Annotated in this window: 16 protein-coding genes and 3 tRNA genes; 10 read left to right on the forward strand and 9 right to left on the reverse strand. The window is 74.4% G+C overall.

The genetic code is table 11. The annotated features are described in order from the left end of the window. Window positions 1–23: 23 nt before the first annotated feature. The 4 genes from NPS70_RS18425 to NPS70_RS18440 all read right to left on the reverse strand — a co-directional run bounded on the left by NPS70_RS18425 (window position 24) and on the right by NPS70_RS18440 (window position 3165). The gene (locus NPS70_RS18425) at window positions 24–1271 is read right to left on the reverse strand and encodes an APC family permease (RefSeq protein WP_256525406.1); all 1248 of its coding nucleotides are present in this window, start codon (window positions 1269–1271) and stop codon (window positions 24–26) included. A gap of 58 nt (window positions 1272–1329) precedes the next feature. Beyond that, window positions 1330–1989 carry an alpha-ketoglutarate-dependent dioxygenase AlkB gene (locus NPS70_RS18430; protein ID WP_256525407.1) on the reverse strand — a complete coding sequence of 220 codons (660 nt, stop codon included), beginning with the start codon at window positions 1987–1989 and terminating at the stop codon, window positions 1330–1332. Further along, window positions 1986–2492 (reverse strand): methylated-DNA--[protein]-cysteine S-methyltransferase, encoded by a 507-nt coding sequence (locus tag NPS70_RS18435; RefSeq protein ID WP_256525408.1) that lies wholly within the window; start codon window positions 2490–2492, stop codon window positions 1986–1988. Before NPS70_RS18435 ends, NPS70_RS18430 begins: the two co-directional genes overlap by 4 nt. 184 nt (window positions 2493–2676) lie before the next feature. Then, entirely contained in the window at window positions 2677–3165 is a 489-nt protein-coding gene (locus NPS70_RS18440; protein WP_256525409.1) for a YajQ family cyclic di-GMP-binding protein, read from the reverse strand. Window positions 3166–3437: 272 nt separating this feature from the next. Between NPS70_RS18440 and NPS70_RS18445 the strand changes: the two genes are divergently transcribed. Next, window positions 3438–3519: transfer RNA gene (locus tag NPS70_RS18445), tRNA-Tyr, on the forward strand. A gap of 350 nt (window positions 3520–3869) precedes the next feature. Here NPS70_RS18445 and NPS70_RS18450 read toward each other — a convergent pair. Beyond that, a complete protein-coding gene (locus NPS70_RS18450; protein WP_256525410.1) occupies window positions 3870–4100 on the reverse strand; it encodes a winged helix-turn-helix domain-containing protein in 231 nt (76 codons plus the stop codon). A gap of 425 nt (window positions 4101–4525) precedes the next feature. Between NPS70_RS18450 and NPS70_RS18455 the strand changes: the two genes are divergently transcribed. After that, window positions 4526–4855, forward strand: coding sequence for a hypothetical protein (locus tag NPS70_RS18455; protein ID WP_256525411.1), 330 nt, complete (start codon window positions 4526–4528; stop codon window positions 4853–4855). A gap of 143 nt (window positions 4856–4998) precedes the next feature. Here the strand turns inward: NPS70_RS18455 and NPS70_RS18460 are convergent, their stop codons facing one another. The 4 genes from NPS70_RS18460 to NPS70_RS18475 form a co-directional block, all read right to left on the reverse strand. Then, on the reverse strand, window positions 4999–5409 hold the full coding sequence (locus NPS70_RS18460; protein WP_256525412.1) for a RidA family protein: 411 nt from the start codon (window positions 5407–5409) through the stop codon (window positions 4999–5001). A gap of 116 nt (window positions 5410–5525) precedes the next feature. After that, window positions 5526–6146, reverse strand: a complete 621-nt coding sequence (locus tag NPS70_RS18465; protein ID WP_256525413.1) for a hypothetical protein — start codon at window positions 6144–6146, stop codon at window positions 5526–5528. 287 nt (window positions 6147–6433) lie between these two features. Beyond that, on the reverse strand, window positions 6434–7090 hold the full coding sequence (locus tag NPS70_RS18470; RefSeq protein ID WP_256525414.1) for an SDR family oxidoreductase: 657 nt from the start codon (window positions 7088–7090) through the stop codon (window positions 6434–6436). A gap of 92 nt (window positions 7091–7182) precedes the next feature. Further along, entirely contained in the window at window positions 7183–8412 is a 1230-nt protein-coding gene (locus tag NPS70_RS18475) for an amidohydrolase family protein (protein ID WP_256525415.1), read from the reverse strand. Window positions 8413–8676: 264 nt separating this feature from the next. Between NPS70_RS18475 and NPS70_RS18480 the strand changes: the two genes are divergently transcribed. The 8 genes from NPS70_RS18480 to NPS70_RS18515 all read left to right on the forward strand — a co-directional run bounded on the left by NPS70_RS18480 (window position 8677) and on the right by NPS70_RS18515 (window position 13558). Further along, a tRNA-Thr gene (locus tag NPS70_RS18480) sits at window positions 8677–8749 on the forward strand. A 42-nt stretch (window positions 8750–8791) separates the two neighbouring features. Continuing rightward, window positions 8792–8864: transfer RNA gene (locus NPS70_RS18485), tRNA-Met, on the forward strand. A gap of 90 nt (window positions 8865–8954) precedes the next feature. Beyond that, window positions 8955–9119 carry a 50S ribosomal protein L33 gene (gene rpmG / locus NPS70_RS18490; protein WP_003956487.1) on the forward strand — a complete coding sequence of 55 codons (165 nt, stop codon included), beginning with the start codon at window positions 8955–8957 and terminating at the stop codon, window positions 9117–9119. Window positions 9120–9271: 152 nt separating this feature from the next. Further along, entirely contained in the window at window positions 9272–9724 is a 453-nt protein-coding gene (locus NPS70_RS18495; RefSeq protein ID WP_256525416.1) for a MaoC family dehydratase N-terminal domain-containing protein, read from the forward strand. Further along, entirely contained in the window at window positions 9724–10152 is a 429-nt protein-coding gene (locus tag NPS70_RS18500) for a MaoC family dehydratase (protein ID WP_256525417.1), read from the forward strand. The genes NPS70_RS18495 and NPS70_RS18500 overlap by 1 nt, the downstream gene beginning before the upstream one ends. Before the next feature lie 88 nt (window positions 10153–10240). Continuing rightward, window positions 10241–10807 carry a TetR/AcrR family transcriptional regulator gene (locus NPS70_RS18505; protein ID WP_256525418.1) on the forward strand — a complete coding sequence of 189 codons (567 nt, stop codon included), beginning with the start codon at window positions 10241–10243 and terminating at the stop codon, window positions 10805–10807. 85 nt (window positions 10808–10892) lie between these two features. Beyond that, window positions 10893–12386, forward strand: coding sequence for a DHA2 family efflux MFS transporter permease subunit (locus NPS70_RS18510; RefSeq protein WP_256525419.1), 1494 nt, complete (start codon window positions 10893–10895; stop codon window positions 12384–12386). 116 nt (window positions 12387–12502) lie between these two features. Next, window positions 12503–13558, forward strand: coding sequence for a UDP-N-acetylmuramate dehydrogenase (locus NPS70_RS18515; protein WP_256525420.1), 1056 nt, complete (start codon window positions 12503–12505; stop codon window positions 13556–13558). The last annotated feature ends 10 nt before the right edge of the window (window positions 13559–13568 follow it).

Here is a 13568-nt window from a genome sequence, read left to right on the forward strand (position 1 = left end):
GCCCCCGGTGCCCGCCGAGGCCCTCAGGCGGAGGCGCCGCCCCCGCCGTCGTGCCGTCGCCGCAGCGCGTACAGCACCGCGCCCACGGCCAGCACCCCCGTGCCCGCGATCGCCGACACCGCGGGCAGCGACAGCGCCAGCACCAGGCACCCGGTCAGCCCGCACCCGGCGGTGACCCGCGCCGCCCGGGACGGAAGCGTCCAGGCCGAGGCGTTGGCCACCGCGTAGTAGACCAGCACCCCGAAGGAGGAGAAGCCGATCGCCCCGCGCACGTCGACCGTGGCCGCCACGACCGCGACCACCGCCCCCACGGCCAGCCCCGCGCGGTGCGGCACCCGGAAGCGCGGATGGACCGCGGAAAGGCCCCTGGGCAGGTGCCCGTCCCGGGCCATCGCCAGCGTCGTCCGGGACACCCCGAGGATCAGTGCCAGCAGCGACCCCAGCGCGGCCACCACCGCGGCCGCGCGGACCACCGGCCCCAGCCAATCCGCCCCGGCCGCCTCGGCCGCGGCGGCCAGCGGGGCCTCGGCCGCTCCCAGCCCGGCCGCCCCCAGCACGGCGAGCGCCGCCGCGGCGACCGCGGCGTAGACGGCGAGCGCCGCTCCGAGCGCCAGCGGCACCGCCCGCGGGATGGTCCGCGCCGGGTCGCGCACCTCCTCGCCCAGGGTGGCGATCCGCGCGTACCCGGCGAAGGCGAAGAACAGCAGGCCGGCCGCCTGCAGCACGCCGCCGGGACCCGTGGCGCCCCCCGGGGCCAGCCGCGCCGGGTCCGCGGCGTCCGAGACCGCGAGCGTCACCGCGAGCGCGGCCAGCACGGCCAGCACCACGGCGACGATCACCCGGGTCACCAGCGCCGACTTCCGCACACCCCCGTAGTCGACCGCCGTCAGCACCACCACCGCGGCCACCGCCACGGCACGGGAGTGCTCCGGCCATGCGTAGCTGCCCACCGTCAGCGCCATCGCGGCGCACGACGCCGTCTTGCCGACGACGAAGGCCCACCCCGCCAGATAGCCCCAGAAGTCGCCCAGCCGCTCCCGGCCGTAGACGTAGGTGCCCCCCGACGAGGGGTACAGCGCCGCCAGCCGGGCCGAGGACATCGCGTTGCAGTAGGCCACCGCGGCGGCCAGGGCCAGCGCGACGAGCAGCCAGGACCCGCCCGCGGCGGCCGCCGGGCCGAGCGCCGCGAAGATGCCCGCGCCGACCATCGAGCCCAGACCGATCACGACGGCGTCGAAGACCCCCAGGGTCCGGCGCAGTTCCGGTGTCATGCGCCGAACCCTACTGAGCCGCGCAGGCGGGGCCGAGGGCACCCTGCCCGACAGGCCGTCAGCGGAGCCCCGTCTCCCGCAACGTGATGTTGAGCCGTCCGCGGGGCAGCCCCGCCGACGGGTCGCCGGACTCCGCCAGCACCCTCGGCACCCCGTGGTACGCCAGCCGGGAGGGGCCTCCGAAGACGAACAGGTCGCCGGAGCGCAGCTCCACGTCGGTGTAGGGCCGCCCCCGGTTCGCGGTGTTGCCGAAGCGGAAGACGCAGGCGTCCCCGATGCTGAGCGACACCACCGGCGCCGGGGAGCGCTCCTGGCGGTCCTGGTGCATGCCCATCCGCGCGGCGGGGTCGTAGAAGTTCACCAGGGCGGTGTCCGGCGCGTAGCGGCGGCTCTCCGGTCCGTCCCCGTAGGCCGCCGCGAGCGCCTCGCGCCCCAGCTTGGCCAGCCACCCGGGGAAGTCCGCCACCCGGGCGCCGTTCACGTCGTCCGCGGTACGGGAGTAGCGGTAGGGCTGCCAGTGCCAGCCCACGCACAGTGTCCGCACCGACATCGCACCGCCGCCCGGCAGCACGGTGTGCCGCAGCGGCACCGGGCCGCGGGCCCAGGCGCGGCAGGCGTCCACCAGGGCCCGGCGCCGCTCCGGCGGCAGCCAGTCGGGGACATGGACCGCGCCGTCCGCGACCACCTCCCGATCCCGGGGGAAGAGCGTTCCGCTCACTCCGCGAGCGCTCCCTCCAGCCGCAGCAGCGCGGCCTTGGCCGCCAGCCCGCCCGCGTACCCGCGCAGGGCACCGTCCGCGCCGACCACCCGGTGGCAGGGGCGTACCACCAGCAGAGGGTTGCGGCCGATGGCCGTGCCGACGGCGCGCACCCCTGTGCCCGGGGCGCCGACCCGGGCCGCGATCTCCCCGTAGCTGGTGGTCCGTCCGAACGGGATCTCCTCCAGCGCCTGCCACACCCGGCGCTGGAAGTCCGTGCCCGCGGGAGTGTGCGCCACCGAGAAGCGGGTCAGCCCGCCGGAGAAGTAGGCCGAGAGCTGCTCGCCGATCGCCCGGAAGGCGCCGGGATCGCGACGGGCGCCCTCTCCCACGACCGCCCCGCCCTTCTGGCCGGGGAGCGAGAGCGAGGCGAGGGCCGTCCCGCCCGGTGCCGAGGGCGACTCCTCGCCGACCAGCAGCAGCTCGCCCAGCGGGCTGCCGACGATGTCGTAGACGGTGGCCATGACCGGTGTCCTCCTCGGTGCCGTGGTGCGGGGCGTTCGGCTCGCCCCGAGGTCGAGTGTGCCCCTCCCGGGGCCCCACGGCTGGCGGGAATCCGACATGGCAACCGGACGGCCGGTGCCCGGCGAAGCCTCTGGGGGCGGGACGGCCCGGCCGTCCCGCCCCCAGGGCATCCGCGTGGGTGGGTCAGCGGTAGTTGACGAACTGGAGCGCGAAGTCGAAGTCCTGCTCGCGCAGCAGCGCCTGCACGGCCTGGAGGTCGTCGCGGCTCTTCGAGCTCACGCGCAGCTCCTCGCCCTGCACCTGCGCCTTGACGCCCTTGGGGCCCTCGTCGCGGATCACCTTCGCCACCTTCTTGGCGTTCTCCTGGGAGATGCCCTCCTCGATCGAGGCGAAGATCTTGTACTCCTTGCCGGACAGCTGGGGCTCGCCCGCGTCCAGCGCCTTGAGGGAGATGCCGCGCTTGACCAGCTTCGTCTGGAAGACGTCCAGGATCGCGTTCACGCGCTCCTCGGAGTTCGCCTGCATCAGGATCTTCTCGCCGGACCAGGAGATCGAGGCGCCGACGTTCTTGAAGTCGTAGCGCTGGGTGATCTCCTTGGCGGCCTGGTTGAGGGCGTTGTCGACCTCCTGCCGCTCGACCTTCGAGACGATGTCGAAACTGGAGTCGGCCATGTCCTGTGGCTCCTTGTATCGGGTCGTGTGGGGTGTCCGGCGGACCGGACGGCAGGCCCCAGCCTAAGGGCTCCGCCGCCGCCTCCCGGAGGGTGCGGCGGGGGCCGCGCACCCTCCGGGAGGCCGCGTGCGCCGGGCCGGTCCGGCCCTCCGTGGCCACCGGTCGCCCCCTGATCAACCGGGTGGCGAAGCACCCCGGTGCATCAGGTATCGTTTACGTCGTTGCCAGGGAGCAGCGCCCCACCGGGGCGGGTTTCCGGCGGCAATCCCATGGCGGTGTGCCCGAGTGGCCAATGGGAGCGGACTGTAAATCCGTCGGCTTAGCCTACCCAGGTTCGAATCCTGGCGCCGCCACGCGATGGAACGGCCCCTGATCTGCGGAAACGCGATCAGGGGCCGTTCTGCGTGCACGGGATCGAGGCTCGCCGAGAACGCACTGGACAACCGGGGCCCTGTCCGCGGCGGTGAGAGTGGTCGCGACTCCCGGTCGGCGCGGCCGTGAGGCACCCGCGCCGAGGAACCCAACTGGTCGAAGGTGGCGGGAGTCCCGGGGGCACACCGGGGCCCTGCGCGGGTGGGAGCCTCCCGTGCTGCTCCGCCGCTGCGGTGCGGGCAGGGTCGAACGCCGAGCTGTGGAGGCGGTGTACGCCCCGACCGGCAGGCGCTGGTCGCGTCCCATGCCGGCCCGGCCTGCGGCGCTTCTGCTACGCGTCATCCTTCACGAACGAGCCCTGTCCGAGGATCGTGTAGAGCCGTCCCTCTCTCCGGAGAGCGGCCACGGCCTTCTGTGCCGTGGACTGGCTCACGTCGAACTCGGCGGCGATGTCCACCGTGCCGGGGAAGCGCTCACCAGGCTTGTACCGCCCAGCGTCCAGCCGTCGGCGCAGCTCATCCGCTACCTGCGGCCACACGGGAACGGAGCGATCAAGATCCATGGTCTCAGGGTGCGCGGTTTCGCGTCATCCAGCTATCGCGGTAGTGCGGTAGTGCGTATTCGCGATGTCGCGTAATCTCGGTGGTGCAGAGCACAGCAGAAGACCCCGGCGGCCGATGCAAGCGGCCCCGGGGCACGGTCCGCACTGACAAGGAGCGCAGACGTGCGAATTCTATTGGCCCTCATCCTCTTGTGGCTCACGCCCGCTCAGGGCGTGCGCCGTGCCGGTTCTGAGCAAGCGTCGATGGCGTCGACGGCTGGTGTGGAGCCGGACGTACCTGTCCGGCTCCTGATCGACGCACGCCGTCCTCCCCGTCCTCCCCGTCTGCCTGAGTTCGTGCGTGGGGAGGACGTGGCGCTCGTCCGCCCGTATGTCATCGACTACGAGCGAACGCCATGCCTCTACTGCTCCCAGGGGGCGGCCGCATGACCACCCCTCCCGCGCACGTCCGGCTCCTGCCCTGGCCGGGGCCCGAGGGCAAGCCTGCACACCTGGTGACGGACGGGACTCGGACCTTCCTCTCCCGGCTCGCCGACACCGTCGAGAGCCGCCAGGTCGATGCGGCGGCCGTGATCCTGAGCCTGGCCAAGCCGATGGTCGAGGACGGTGCGGACCTGACGGCTCCTGAGCTCCGCTGGATCGCGCGCCGTCTCGTCGAGAGCCTGGCGGACGTTCTGAACATCGCCGAGTCGCGCGGCCTACGCCTCCCGTCGTACGAGGCCGAGGCGGAGGGGGAACAGCCACCGCGCTCCTGAGAGCACGAGAGCACGAGAGCACGGCCGCTCGGGGCGAGTGCCGGGCTTCTCCGCCGGGTTCGGGCACCGTCGCGGAGCGGACGCGTGCGCGCCGGCGCCCCGGGTCGAACCCGCCGCCCGCAGGGCCCGGCCGGCGGGCTTCCTCAGGCGTCGAGGACGGCGGCGACCGCCTCGATCTCCACCAGCTGGTCGTCGTAGCCGAGGACCGTGACGCCCATGAGGGTGCTGGGGACGTCGTGTGCGCCGAAGGCGTCCCGTACCACCTCCCATGCCGCCACCAGGTCGGCCTGGCGGTCGGAGGCGACGAGCACACGGGTGCTGATGACGTCCCGCAGATCGGCGCCCGCGTCCTTGAGCGCGGTGCGCAGGTTCTCCACCGACTTGGCGGCCTGCCCGGCCACGTCGCCGACGGCCACGGTGGAGCCGTCCTCGGCGAGCGGGCAGGAGCCGGCGAGGAAGATCAGCCGGGACTCGGCCGGAGCGGTGGCGGCGTAGGCGTACTCGGCCACGTCCGACAGGGACGCGGAGCGGATCAGGGTGACGGCTCGGGGCACGGGGTTCGTTCCTTCCGGAGGGAGACCGTCACACCCTCTCAACGATCTCTTTCGGGTGGGAAACGGATTCTTCCGGAGCACGGGCCGCATCGGCTCCGGGGCGGCCGGCCCGAGGCTCAGTCCTCCTCCCCGGTCCTGCCGCCCGGCCCCTCCGGCAGGCGCGGCAGCCCGGCCCGGCCCAGGACCACCGGGTCGTAGCCGGGCAGCGTCGCACGGGCCGTCATGGCCTCGGCGAGCGCCAGGGCGTAGGCGCCTCCCTCGCGGGCGACCTCGATCCGGGTACGGGAGCGCATCGCCTCGATGCGCTCCGCATGCCCGTGGTCCTCGCGCTTCTCCGTCATCCGCCGCTCGAAGGCCGTCGAGGCGCGGCGCTCGGCACGCCAGTGGCGCACCGCGAGCGCGTAGGCCACGGCCGTGGCGACGGCCCACAGCAGCAGCGGCAGCGACAGACCGTCGGCGTAGCCCGCGACACCGGCCAGGGCCAGGCCCCCGGAGGTGGCGAAGGCGAACCCCGCGAGGACGCCGTCCCCCGCCCGCCCGAGGACGGAGCAGACCCCGGCCGCGGCAGCGGCGGTGGCCAGAACGGTCATCAGGACGGCGTTGCCGAGGGAGTGTTCGGCGCCGTTGGCGTTCCAGACGCGCCCGAGGACGAGGAGGGCGGTGGTGGCCAGGGCGGGCGCGATACGCGGGGCGGCGACGGCGAGCGGATGGCGGACCGTGAGCGGCGGCTGGTTCATCGGGCACTCCTGGACGCAGACCGTGCGGATCTGCCTCGATGACAGCGCCGCCGGTCCTCCCCGGTCCGTCGGCCGCGCCGGTGGGGGCGCGGGAAGAACCCGAATGCGGCAGGTCTCCGGCTGCCCCGCCCGTGCGCTCCCGTACCGCGTGCCGCCTCGCCGCCACGCCCCCGACGCCGGCCCCGGGGGCCGGCTCCGGCCTGCCGGCCGGTGCGGGCGGGGGCGTGAACGCCCTTGCCGGACCCGCTCGCCGGGACCGCTCACCGCGGACCCGCCTACCGGAACCGTCAGTTGCCCGCCACGTCGCGCACGGCCACCGCGACCGGCACGCCGCCGGACACCAGTTCCAGGGTGAGACCCGCCGTCGCGTCGGACTCCGCCAGCTCCGCGAGCACCGCGGCCACGTCATCGCGCGACACCGGGCCCCGTCCCGTGGACGCCTCCAGCCGCACCAGACCGGTCCCGAGTTCGTCGGTCAGCTGGCCGGGGCGCAGCACGGTCCACCGCAGGCCGGACTTGCCGCGCACGTGGTCGTCGGCCGCGCCCTTGGCCCGCAGGTAGACGTCGAACACCTCGTCGCCCGGGTGCCCGGCGTCGGCGCCCATCGACGACACCGCGATGTACCGGCGCACGCCCGCCCGTTCGGCCGCGTCGGCGAACAGGACCGCCGCGCCGCGGTCGACGGTGTCCTTGCGGGCGGTGCCGCTCCCCGGGCCGGCCCCGGCGGCGAAGACCGCGGCGTCGGCGCCCTCCAGCACGGCCGCGACCTCCTCCAGGGAGGCGGATTCGAGGTCGAGGAGCACCGGTTCGGCCCCGGCCTCCCGCAGGTCGGCCTCGTGTGCGGGGTTGCGGATGACGCCCGCGACCCGGTGTCCGGCCGAGGAGAGCAGGCGTTCGAGTCGGAGTGCGATCTGGCCGTGTCCGCCAGCGATGACGATGCGCATGCCCCGACGGTACGTCCGTGCGGCGACCGGCGGCGGCAAGGGCTCCGTGTCGCGGCGTGTGCGCGGCGCGGTCCCGGTTCGCCGCCCCGCCCCTACGGGCCGCCGTCCGCCCGCCCCTGGCGCGGCAGTTCGAGCGCCGCCGCCGAGTCGCAGTACTCGCGCACCGCGCTGGTGCGGGCCACGACCCGGCCGCGGTGGATGACGATCCGGCTGTAGGCGAGGGAGAGGGCGGTCCGGACCCGCTCGCCCCGCACGGCCAGCAGCTCCGCGGGGAAGCCGGCCTCCACCCGCACCTCGGGCAGGCCCATGACCTCACGGGCCGTGGCGGCGACGCGGTCGTAGGCGTCCTCGGGCACCAGTCCGGCCTGGGAGGCGAGCAGGTACGCGGCCTCCAGGGGGTCGCCGCGTCCCACCGGGTTGCACACGGCGTCGCGCAGGGCCCCGCTGCCCGCGGCGATGCGCACCCCCGCCGCCCGCAGCAGCCGTACCGGGGCCGACCCGCGGTGCCCGACCCCGGCGCAGCCGCCCTGGGGCAGGCAGACGACGCCGACGTCCGAGGCCGCGAGCCGGTCGGCGGCCCGGGCGGCGAGCTCGCGGGGGAGGAGGGCGAGCCCCGCGCAGGGTCCGAGGGTGACCCGCTGGCGCAGCCCGCCCGCCATGGCGGCGAGCCGGGTGAGCCGGGCGGGGTCGTCGCCGTGGGTGTGCAGGTCGACGGGGCGGCCGTGTTCGTCCGCCGCCTCCAGCGCGGCCTCCGCGAACCCCGCCGGGTCGGGGTCCTCGTCCGGGCAGCCGCCGACCACGGCGGCCCCCATCTTCATCGCGTCGTGCAGCAGTGCGAGACCCTCGGCGCCGGCCGTGCCCGTCAGCACCCGGGGCACCGCCACCGCGGTCAGGTCCGCCAGCCCGCGCAGCGACCGCCGTGCGGCCAGCACCGCCTCCAGCGCGCCGAGCCCCTGGACGTCGCCGATCCGCACGTGGCAGCGCAGGGCGGTGGCGCCGTGGCCGAGCTGGAGGAGCGCCGCCTCGGTGGCCCGCCGCTGGATGTCGGCGGGGGTGTAGGAGACGGGGCCGGACGTCTCGGCGGTGAGGGCGGTGTCGCCGTGCGCGTGGGGTTCCGCCGGTGCGGGGAGCAGCAGGTGCCCGGTGAGGTCCAGCCGGGACGGGTGCGGGGGCAGGCTGCCCGCGGTGCCGACCGCCTCGATGCGGCCGCCGCCGATCCGGACGTCGACGACCCGGCCGTCGGCGAGCCGGGCGCCGCACAGCAGCAGTGCGGTGGGATCCGCGGCGGCACGGTCGCGGGGAGGCGGCTGGCTGTCGGGCATCGGGCTCCTGTGCGGCTGCGGCCGGGACCGGGGCGACGGCTCGGTGGCCCCCGGTACGGGTCGAGACTAGGGCGGCCCGCGGTGCGCTTCGCGGAGGAGGCCAATAGTCGTACCGGGCAGGTCGCGGGTGGTGCCGACGGTGCGCGGGGGCCCGTCGTGAACGGGGGGACGGCCCGGGTCGCGGGAGGCCGCGCGGGGCGGCCCGGGGGCCGGGCAAACGGATTTGGGACATCGGTGGGCGAGCGTGTAATGTCTTCCTCGCTCGCCCCAATAGCTCAGTCGGCAGAGCGTCTCCATGGTAAGGAGAAGGTCTACGGTTCGATTCCGTATTGGGGCTCTGGTGTGAAGGACCCGCCTTCGGGCGGATCCGGAACATCAAAGCGGTGTAGCTCAGTCGGTAGAGCAAGCGGCTCATAATCGCTGTGTCACCGGTTCAAGTCCGGTCACCGCTACTTACGGTAGCCGATTGTGGGGTCGGTCCTGCGATCGGCTACTCTTTCCTGCGTTCATCCATTCCCATCCGTCCGTCAAGGAGCACTCACGTGGCTGCCACCGACGTCCGCCCGAAGATCACGCTGGCCTGCGTGGAGTGCAAGGAGCGGAACTACATCACCAAGAAGAACCGGCGCAACAACCCGGACCGTCTTGAGATGAAGAAGCACTGCCCGCGTTGCAACTCGCACACGGCGCACCGCGAGACGCGCTGAATCAGGCTCGTACACGAGGCCGCCCCCGCACGGGGGCGGCCTCGTGTCGTTGCACGCCGGGCGGGGACTCCCGCCGGTCGTCGGGCCGCGGCCCGACCGCACGCCGTAACCGCCGACCCCATGCAGTCGCCCCACCAGGAGGGAGCCAGCCCATGGCGCTCGACCAGTCCTTCGTCGGGCGGACATACCCGCCCACCTCGCCGTACGAGGTGGGCCGGGAGAAGATCCGCGAGTTCGCCGAGGCCATCGGCGACGCCAACCCCGCGTACACCGACCGCGGTGCCGCCGCCGAGCTGGGCCACCCGGACGTGATCGCCCCGCCGACGTTCGTCTTCGCCATCACCTTCAAGGCGGCCGGCGAGGTGGTGCGGGACCCCGGGCTGGGTCTCGACTACAGCCGGGTCGTGCACGGGGACCAGCGGTTCGCCTACGTGCGCCCGGTCCGGGCGGGGGACCGGCTGACGGTCACCTCCACCATCGAGGCGATCAAGTCCCTGGCGGGGAACGACGTCCTGGACATCCGCGGCGAGGTGCACGACGAGGCCGGGGAGCACGTGGTGACGGCGTGGACGAAGCTGGTGGCGCGGGCCGCCGAGGAGGCGTGATGGCAGCGGGGATCGCATTCGCGGACGTCGAGGTCGGCACCGAGCTGCCGCCGGCGTCCTTCCCGGTGACGCGCGCCACGCTGGTGCGGTACGCGGGTGCCTCGGGCGACTTCAACCCGATCCACTGGAACGAGCGCTTCGCCGTGGAGGTCGGCCTGCCCGACGTCATCGCGCACGGCATGTTCACCATGGCCGAGGCCGCCCGGGTGGTGACCGACTGGCTGGGCGACCCCGGTGCGGTCGTCGAGTACGGAGTCCGCTTCACCCGGCCGGTCGTCGTGCCGAACGACGACGAGGGCGCCGTGATCGAGGTCAGCGGCAAGGTCGCGGCCCTGCTGGACGACAAGAGGGTCCGGGTCGACCTGACGGCGACCAGTGCGGGGCAGAAGGTGCTCGGCATGGCCCGGGCGGTCGTGCAGCTCGCCTGACCCCGGTGCTCCGGCTCCCGCCCCGCGGCGGGAGCCGGAGCCGTTTCCGGGCTTGCCAGTTTAGTAATTGGTCACTAACTTGGTTCCCATGGTCAGGATGAGTGCGGAGGAGCGGCGCGAGAGCGTCGTCAGGGCGGCGGTCACCGAGTTCGCGCGTGCCGGGTACCAGGGCACCTCGACGGAGGCGATCGCCCGCCGGGTCGGTGTCTCGCAGCCGTACCTCTTCCGCCTTTTCCCGAACAAGGAGGCGATCTTCCTCGCCGCCAGCGAACGCTGCCTCTCGGACACCCGCCGGGTCTTCGAGGAGGCGTCCGACGGGCTCGCCGGGGAGGAGGCGCTCGCCGCCATGGGGGCGGCCTACCAGCGCCTCATCGCCGACGACCCCGACAAGCTGCTGATGCAGATGCAGATGTACGTCGCGGTGGCCGCGGCCGAGGCGGCGGGTGACCACGCGTTCGGCGAGCGGGTCAGGGCGGGCTGGGTGGCCCTGTGGGACGCGGTCCACGCGCCCCTGGGGGCGGACGTGGGGGAGACGACGACGTTCCTCGCCTACGGCATGCTCATCAACGTCCTGGTCTCGATGGGCTTCCCGCCCGGACACCGGCTCTGGTCGGGCCTCCGCGGCCCCGCGTCCGCGTGCCCCGAAGGGGAGTGAGGCGCGCGCCCGGGCGGGGCGCGCCTCCCGGGGCGCACTCTGCCCGCGAAAGTTAGTAATCAATAAATAACCCTCTGGGGGAGCAGTGAACGAGCACCACGCACCACGCGGCCTCGCCGCCTGGACGATCGTCATCACCAGCGTCGCCGGATTCATGGCGGCCCTCGACAACCTCGTCGTCACCACCGCGCTGCCGTCCATCCGGGCCGACCTCGGAGGCTCGCTGGAGGACCTGGAGTGGACGGTGAACGCCTACACGCTCACCTTCGCCGTCCTGCTCATGCTGGGTGCCGCACTCGGGGACCGCTTCGGCCGCCGACGGCTCTTCATGGCCGGGCTGACGGTCTTCACCGGAGCCTCCGCGGCCGCCGCGCTCGCCCCCGGCATCGACGCCCTGGTCGCCGCACGCGCCGTCCAGGGCGTCGGGGCGGCGATCATGATGCCCCTCACCCTCACCCTGCTGACCGCGGCCGTCCCCGCCGCCCGGCGCGGAGCCGCCCTCGGCGTCTTCGGCGCCGTCACCGGCCTCGCCGTGGCCAGCGGGCCCCTCATCGGAGGCAGCCTGACGGAGCACATCGCCTGGCAGTGGATCTTCTGGCTCAACGTCCCGGTCGGACTGGTCCTGCTGCCCCTGGCCCGGCTGCGCCTCGCCGAGTCCCACGCACCCGACGCCCGTCTCGACCTCCCCGGCACGCTCCTGGTCAGCGGCGGCCTCTTCGGCGTCGTCTACGGACTGGTCAACGGCAACGCCCACGGCTGGACCGGCACCCGGGTCCTCCTCGGCCTGGCCGGCGGCACGGTGCTGCTCCTGGCCTTCGTCCGGCACGGCTTCACCGCGCGCCGTCCCATGCTGCCCATGCGGCTCTTCCGCGAGCGGGCCTTCTTCGGCATCAACATCGCCAGCCTGCTGATGTTCCTCGGGATGTTCGGGTCGATCTTCCTGCTGAGCCAGTTCCTCCAGGTCGTCGCCGGCTACTCGCCCACCGAGGCGGGGCTGCGGATGCTCCCCTGGACGGGCATGCCGCTGCTGGTCGCGCCCGTCGCCGGCATCCTCTCCGACCGGATCGGCGGCCGGCCGGTCGTCGTCGCCGGACTGGCCCTCCAGGCCCTCGGCCTGGCGGCCTTCGCCCTCGTCCTCGAACCCGGTGTCTCCTACACCGCCCAGCTCCCCGCCCTGATCCTCAGCGGCATCGGCATGGCCCTGTACTTCGCCCCCGCCGCCAACGTGGTCATGTCCAGCGTCCGCCGCGAGGAGCAGGGCATCGCCTCCGGCGCCAACAACGCCCTGCGCGAGGTCGGCGGCGCCCTCGGCATCGCGGTGCTCGGCGCGGTCTTCGCCGCCCGCGGCGGCTACGCCGACGGCCGGCAGTTCACCGACGGCACCGTCCCCGCCCTGTGGATCGGCGCGGGCGCGGTCGCCCTCGCCGCCCTGGCCGCCCTGCTGATACCCGGCGGCCGGCCGGCCCCCCGGGACACCCAGGACGCACCTCCCGCACGGGCGGCGGAGCCCGGCTCCGGTGCCCCGGCGGAGGCGGAGCGCCCGGCGGGGCACGCCCCCCGCCCGGTCGGGGCGGCCTGAGCACCGGACCCGCCGGGGGCACGGGCCCGCGCCCGCGCCCCCGGGAGGGACCGTCCGGCCGGGGGTCCACCACCGGGGATCCGGGCGGTGCACCGGCGGACCGTACTCTTGTCCCCGTGCAGGTACTCCACGACGCCCCCCTCGCCCCCCTGACCACCTTCCGGCTCGGCGGCCCCGCCACCCGGCTGGTCACGGCCACCACCGACGACGAGGTCGTCGCCGCCGTACGCGAGGCGGACGACACCGGGACCCCGCTGCTGGTCATCGGCGGCGGCAGCAACCTGGTGATCGGTGACAAGGGCTTCGACGGGACCGCGCTGCGCATCGCCACCACCGGCTTCACCCTCGACGGCACCCGCCTGGAGCTCGCCGCGGGGGAGGTCTGGTCGGACGCGGTCGCCCGCACCGTCGCCGCGGGCCTCGCCGGGATCGAGTGCCTCGCGGGGATCCCCGGCTCGGCCGGTGCCACCCCGATCCAGAACGTCGGGGCCTACGGCCAGGAGGTCTCCGGCACGATCACCGAGGTCGTCGCCTACGACCGGGTGCGGCGCGAGACGGTGGTGCTCTCCGGCGAGGAGTGCGCCTTCTCCTACCGCCACAGCCGCTTCAAGGCACGCCCCGACCGCCATGTGGTGCTCCGGGTGCGCTTCGCCCTGGAGGACGCCGGCGGCCTGTCCGCACCCGTGCGCTACGCGGAGACGGCCAGGGTGCTCGGGGTCGAGGCCGGCGAGCGGGTCCCGCTCGCGACCGCCCGGGAGACCGTGCTCGCCCTGCGCGCGGGCAAGGGCATGGTCCTCGACCCGGAGGACCACGACACCTGGTCGGCCGGGTCCTTCTTCACCAACCCCCTGCTCGGCCCCGCCGAGCACGAGGCGTTCCTCGCCCGCGTGCGCGAGCGCCTCGGCGAGGGCGTCCTCCCGCCCGCCTACCCGGCCGCCGACGGCATGACCAAGACCTCGGCCGCCTGGCTGATCGACCGGGCCGGCTTCACCAAGGGCTACGGCTCCGGTCCGGCGAGGATCTCCACCAAGCACACCCTCGCCCTCACCAACCGCGGCGAGGCCACCACCGAGGACCTGCTCGCCCTCGCCCGCGAGGTGGTCGCCGGGGTGCGGGACGCCTTCGGAGTGACCCTGGTCAACGAGCCGGTGACCGTCGGCGTCTCCCTCTGAGGCCGCGGGC

This window comes from Streptomyces sp. C10-9-1, assembly GCF_024497955.1.
In the GTDB taxonomy this organism is placed as follows: domain Bacteria; phylum Actinomycetota; class Actinomycetes; order Streptomycetales; family Streptomycetaceae; genus Streptomyces; species Streptomyces sanyensis.

What these genes read in the sequence shown, in the direction of transcription:
- NPS70_RS18425 (WP_256525406.1), bottom strand. Translation starts at nt 1,271, where the DNA reads ATGACACCGGAACTGCGCCGGACCCTGGGGGTCTTCGACGCCGTCGTG.
- NPS70_RS18455 (WP_256525411.1), top strand. Translation starts at nt 4,526, where the DNA reads ATGACCACCCCTCCCGCGCACGTCCGGCTCCTGCCCTGGCCGGGGCCC.
- NPS70_RS18500 (WP_256525417.1), top strand. Translation starts at nt 9,724, where the DNA reads ATGGCAGCGGGGATCGCATTCGCGGACGTCGAGGTCGGCACCGAGCTG.
- NPS70_RS18505 (WP_256525418.1), top strand. Translation starts at nt 10,241, where the DNA reads ATGGTCAGGATGAGTGCGGAGGAGCGGCGCGAGAGCGTCGTCAGGGCG.
- NPS70_RS18470 (WP_256525414.1), bottom strand. Translation starts at nt 7,090, where the DNA reads ATGCGCATCGTCATCGCTGGCGGACACGGCCAGATCGCACTCCGACTC.
- NPS70_RS18495 (WP_256525416.1), top strand. Translation starts at nt 9,272, where the DNA reads ATGGCGCTCGACCAGTCCTTCGTCGGGCGGACATACCCGCCCACCTCG.
- NPS70_RS18465 (WP_256525413.1), bottom strand. Translation starts at nt 6,146, where the DNA reads ATGAACCAGCCGCCGCTCACGGTCCGCCATCCGCTCGCCGTCGCCGCC.
- NPS70_RS18435 (WP_256525408.1), bottom strand. Translation starts at nt 2,492, where the DNA reads ATGGCCACCGTCTACGACATCGTCGGCAGCCCGCTGGGCGAGCTGCTG.
- NPS70_RS18450 (WP_256525410.1), bottom strand. Translation starts at nt 4,100, where the DNA reads ATGGATCTTGATCGCTCCGTTCCCGTGTGGCCGCAGGTAGCGGATGAG.
- NPS70_RS18475 (WP_256525415.1), bottom strand. Translation starts at nt 8,412, where the DNA reads ATGCCCGACAGCCAGCCGCCTCCCCGCGACCGTGCCGCCGCGGATCCC.
- NPS70_RS18440 (WP_256525409.1), bottom strand. Translation starts at nt 3,165, where the DNA reads ATGGCCGACTCCAGTTTCGACATCGTCTCGAAGGTCGAGCGGCAGGAG.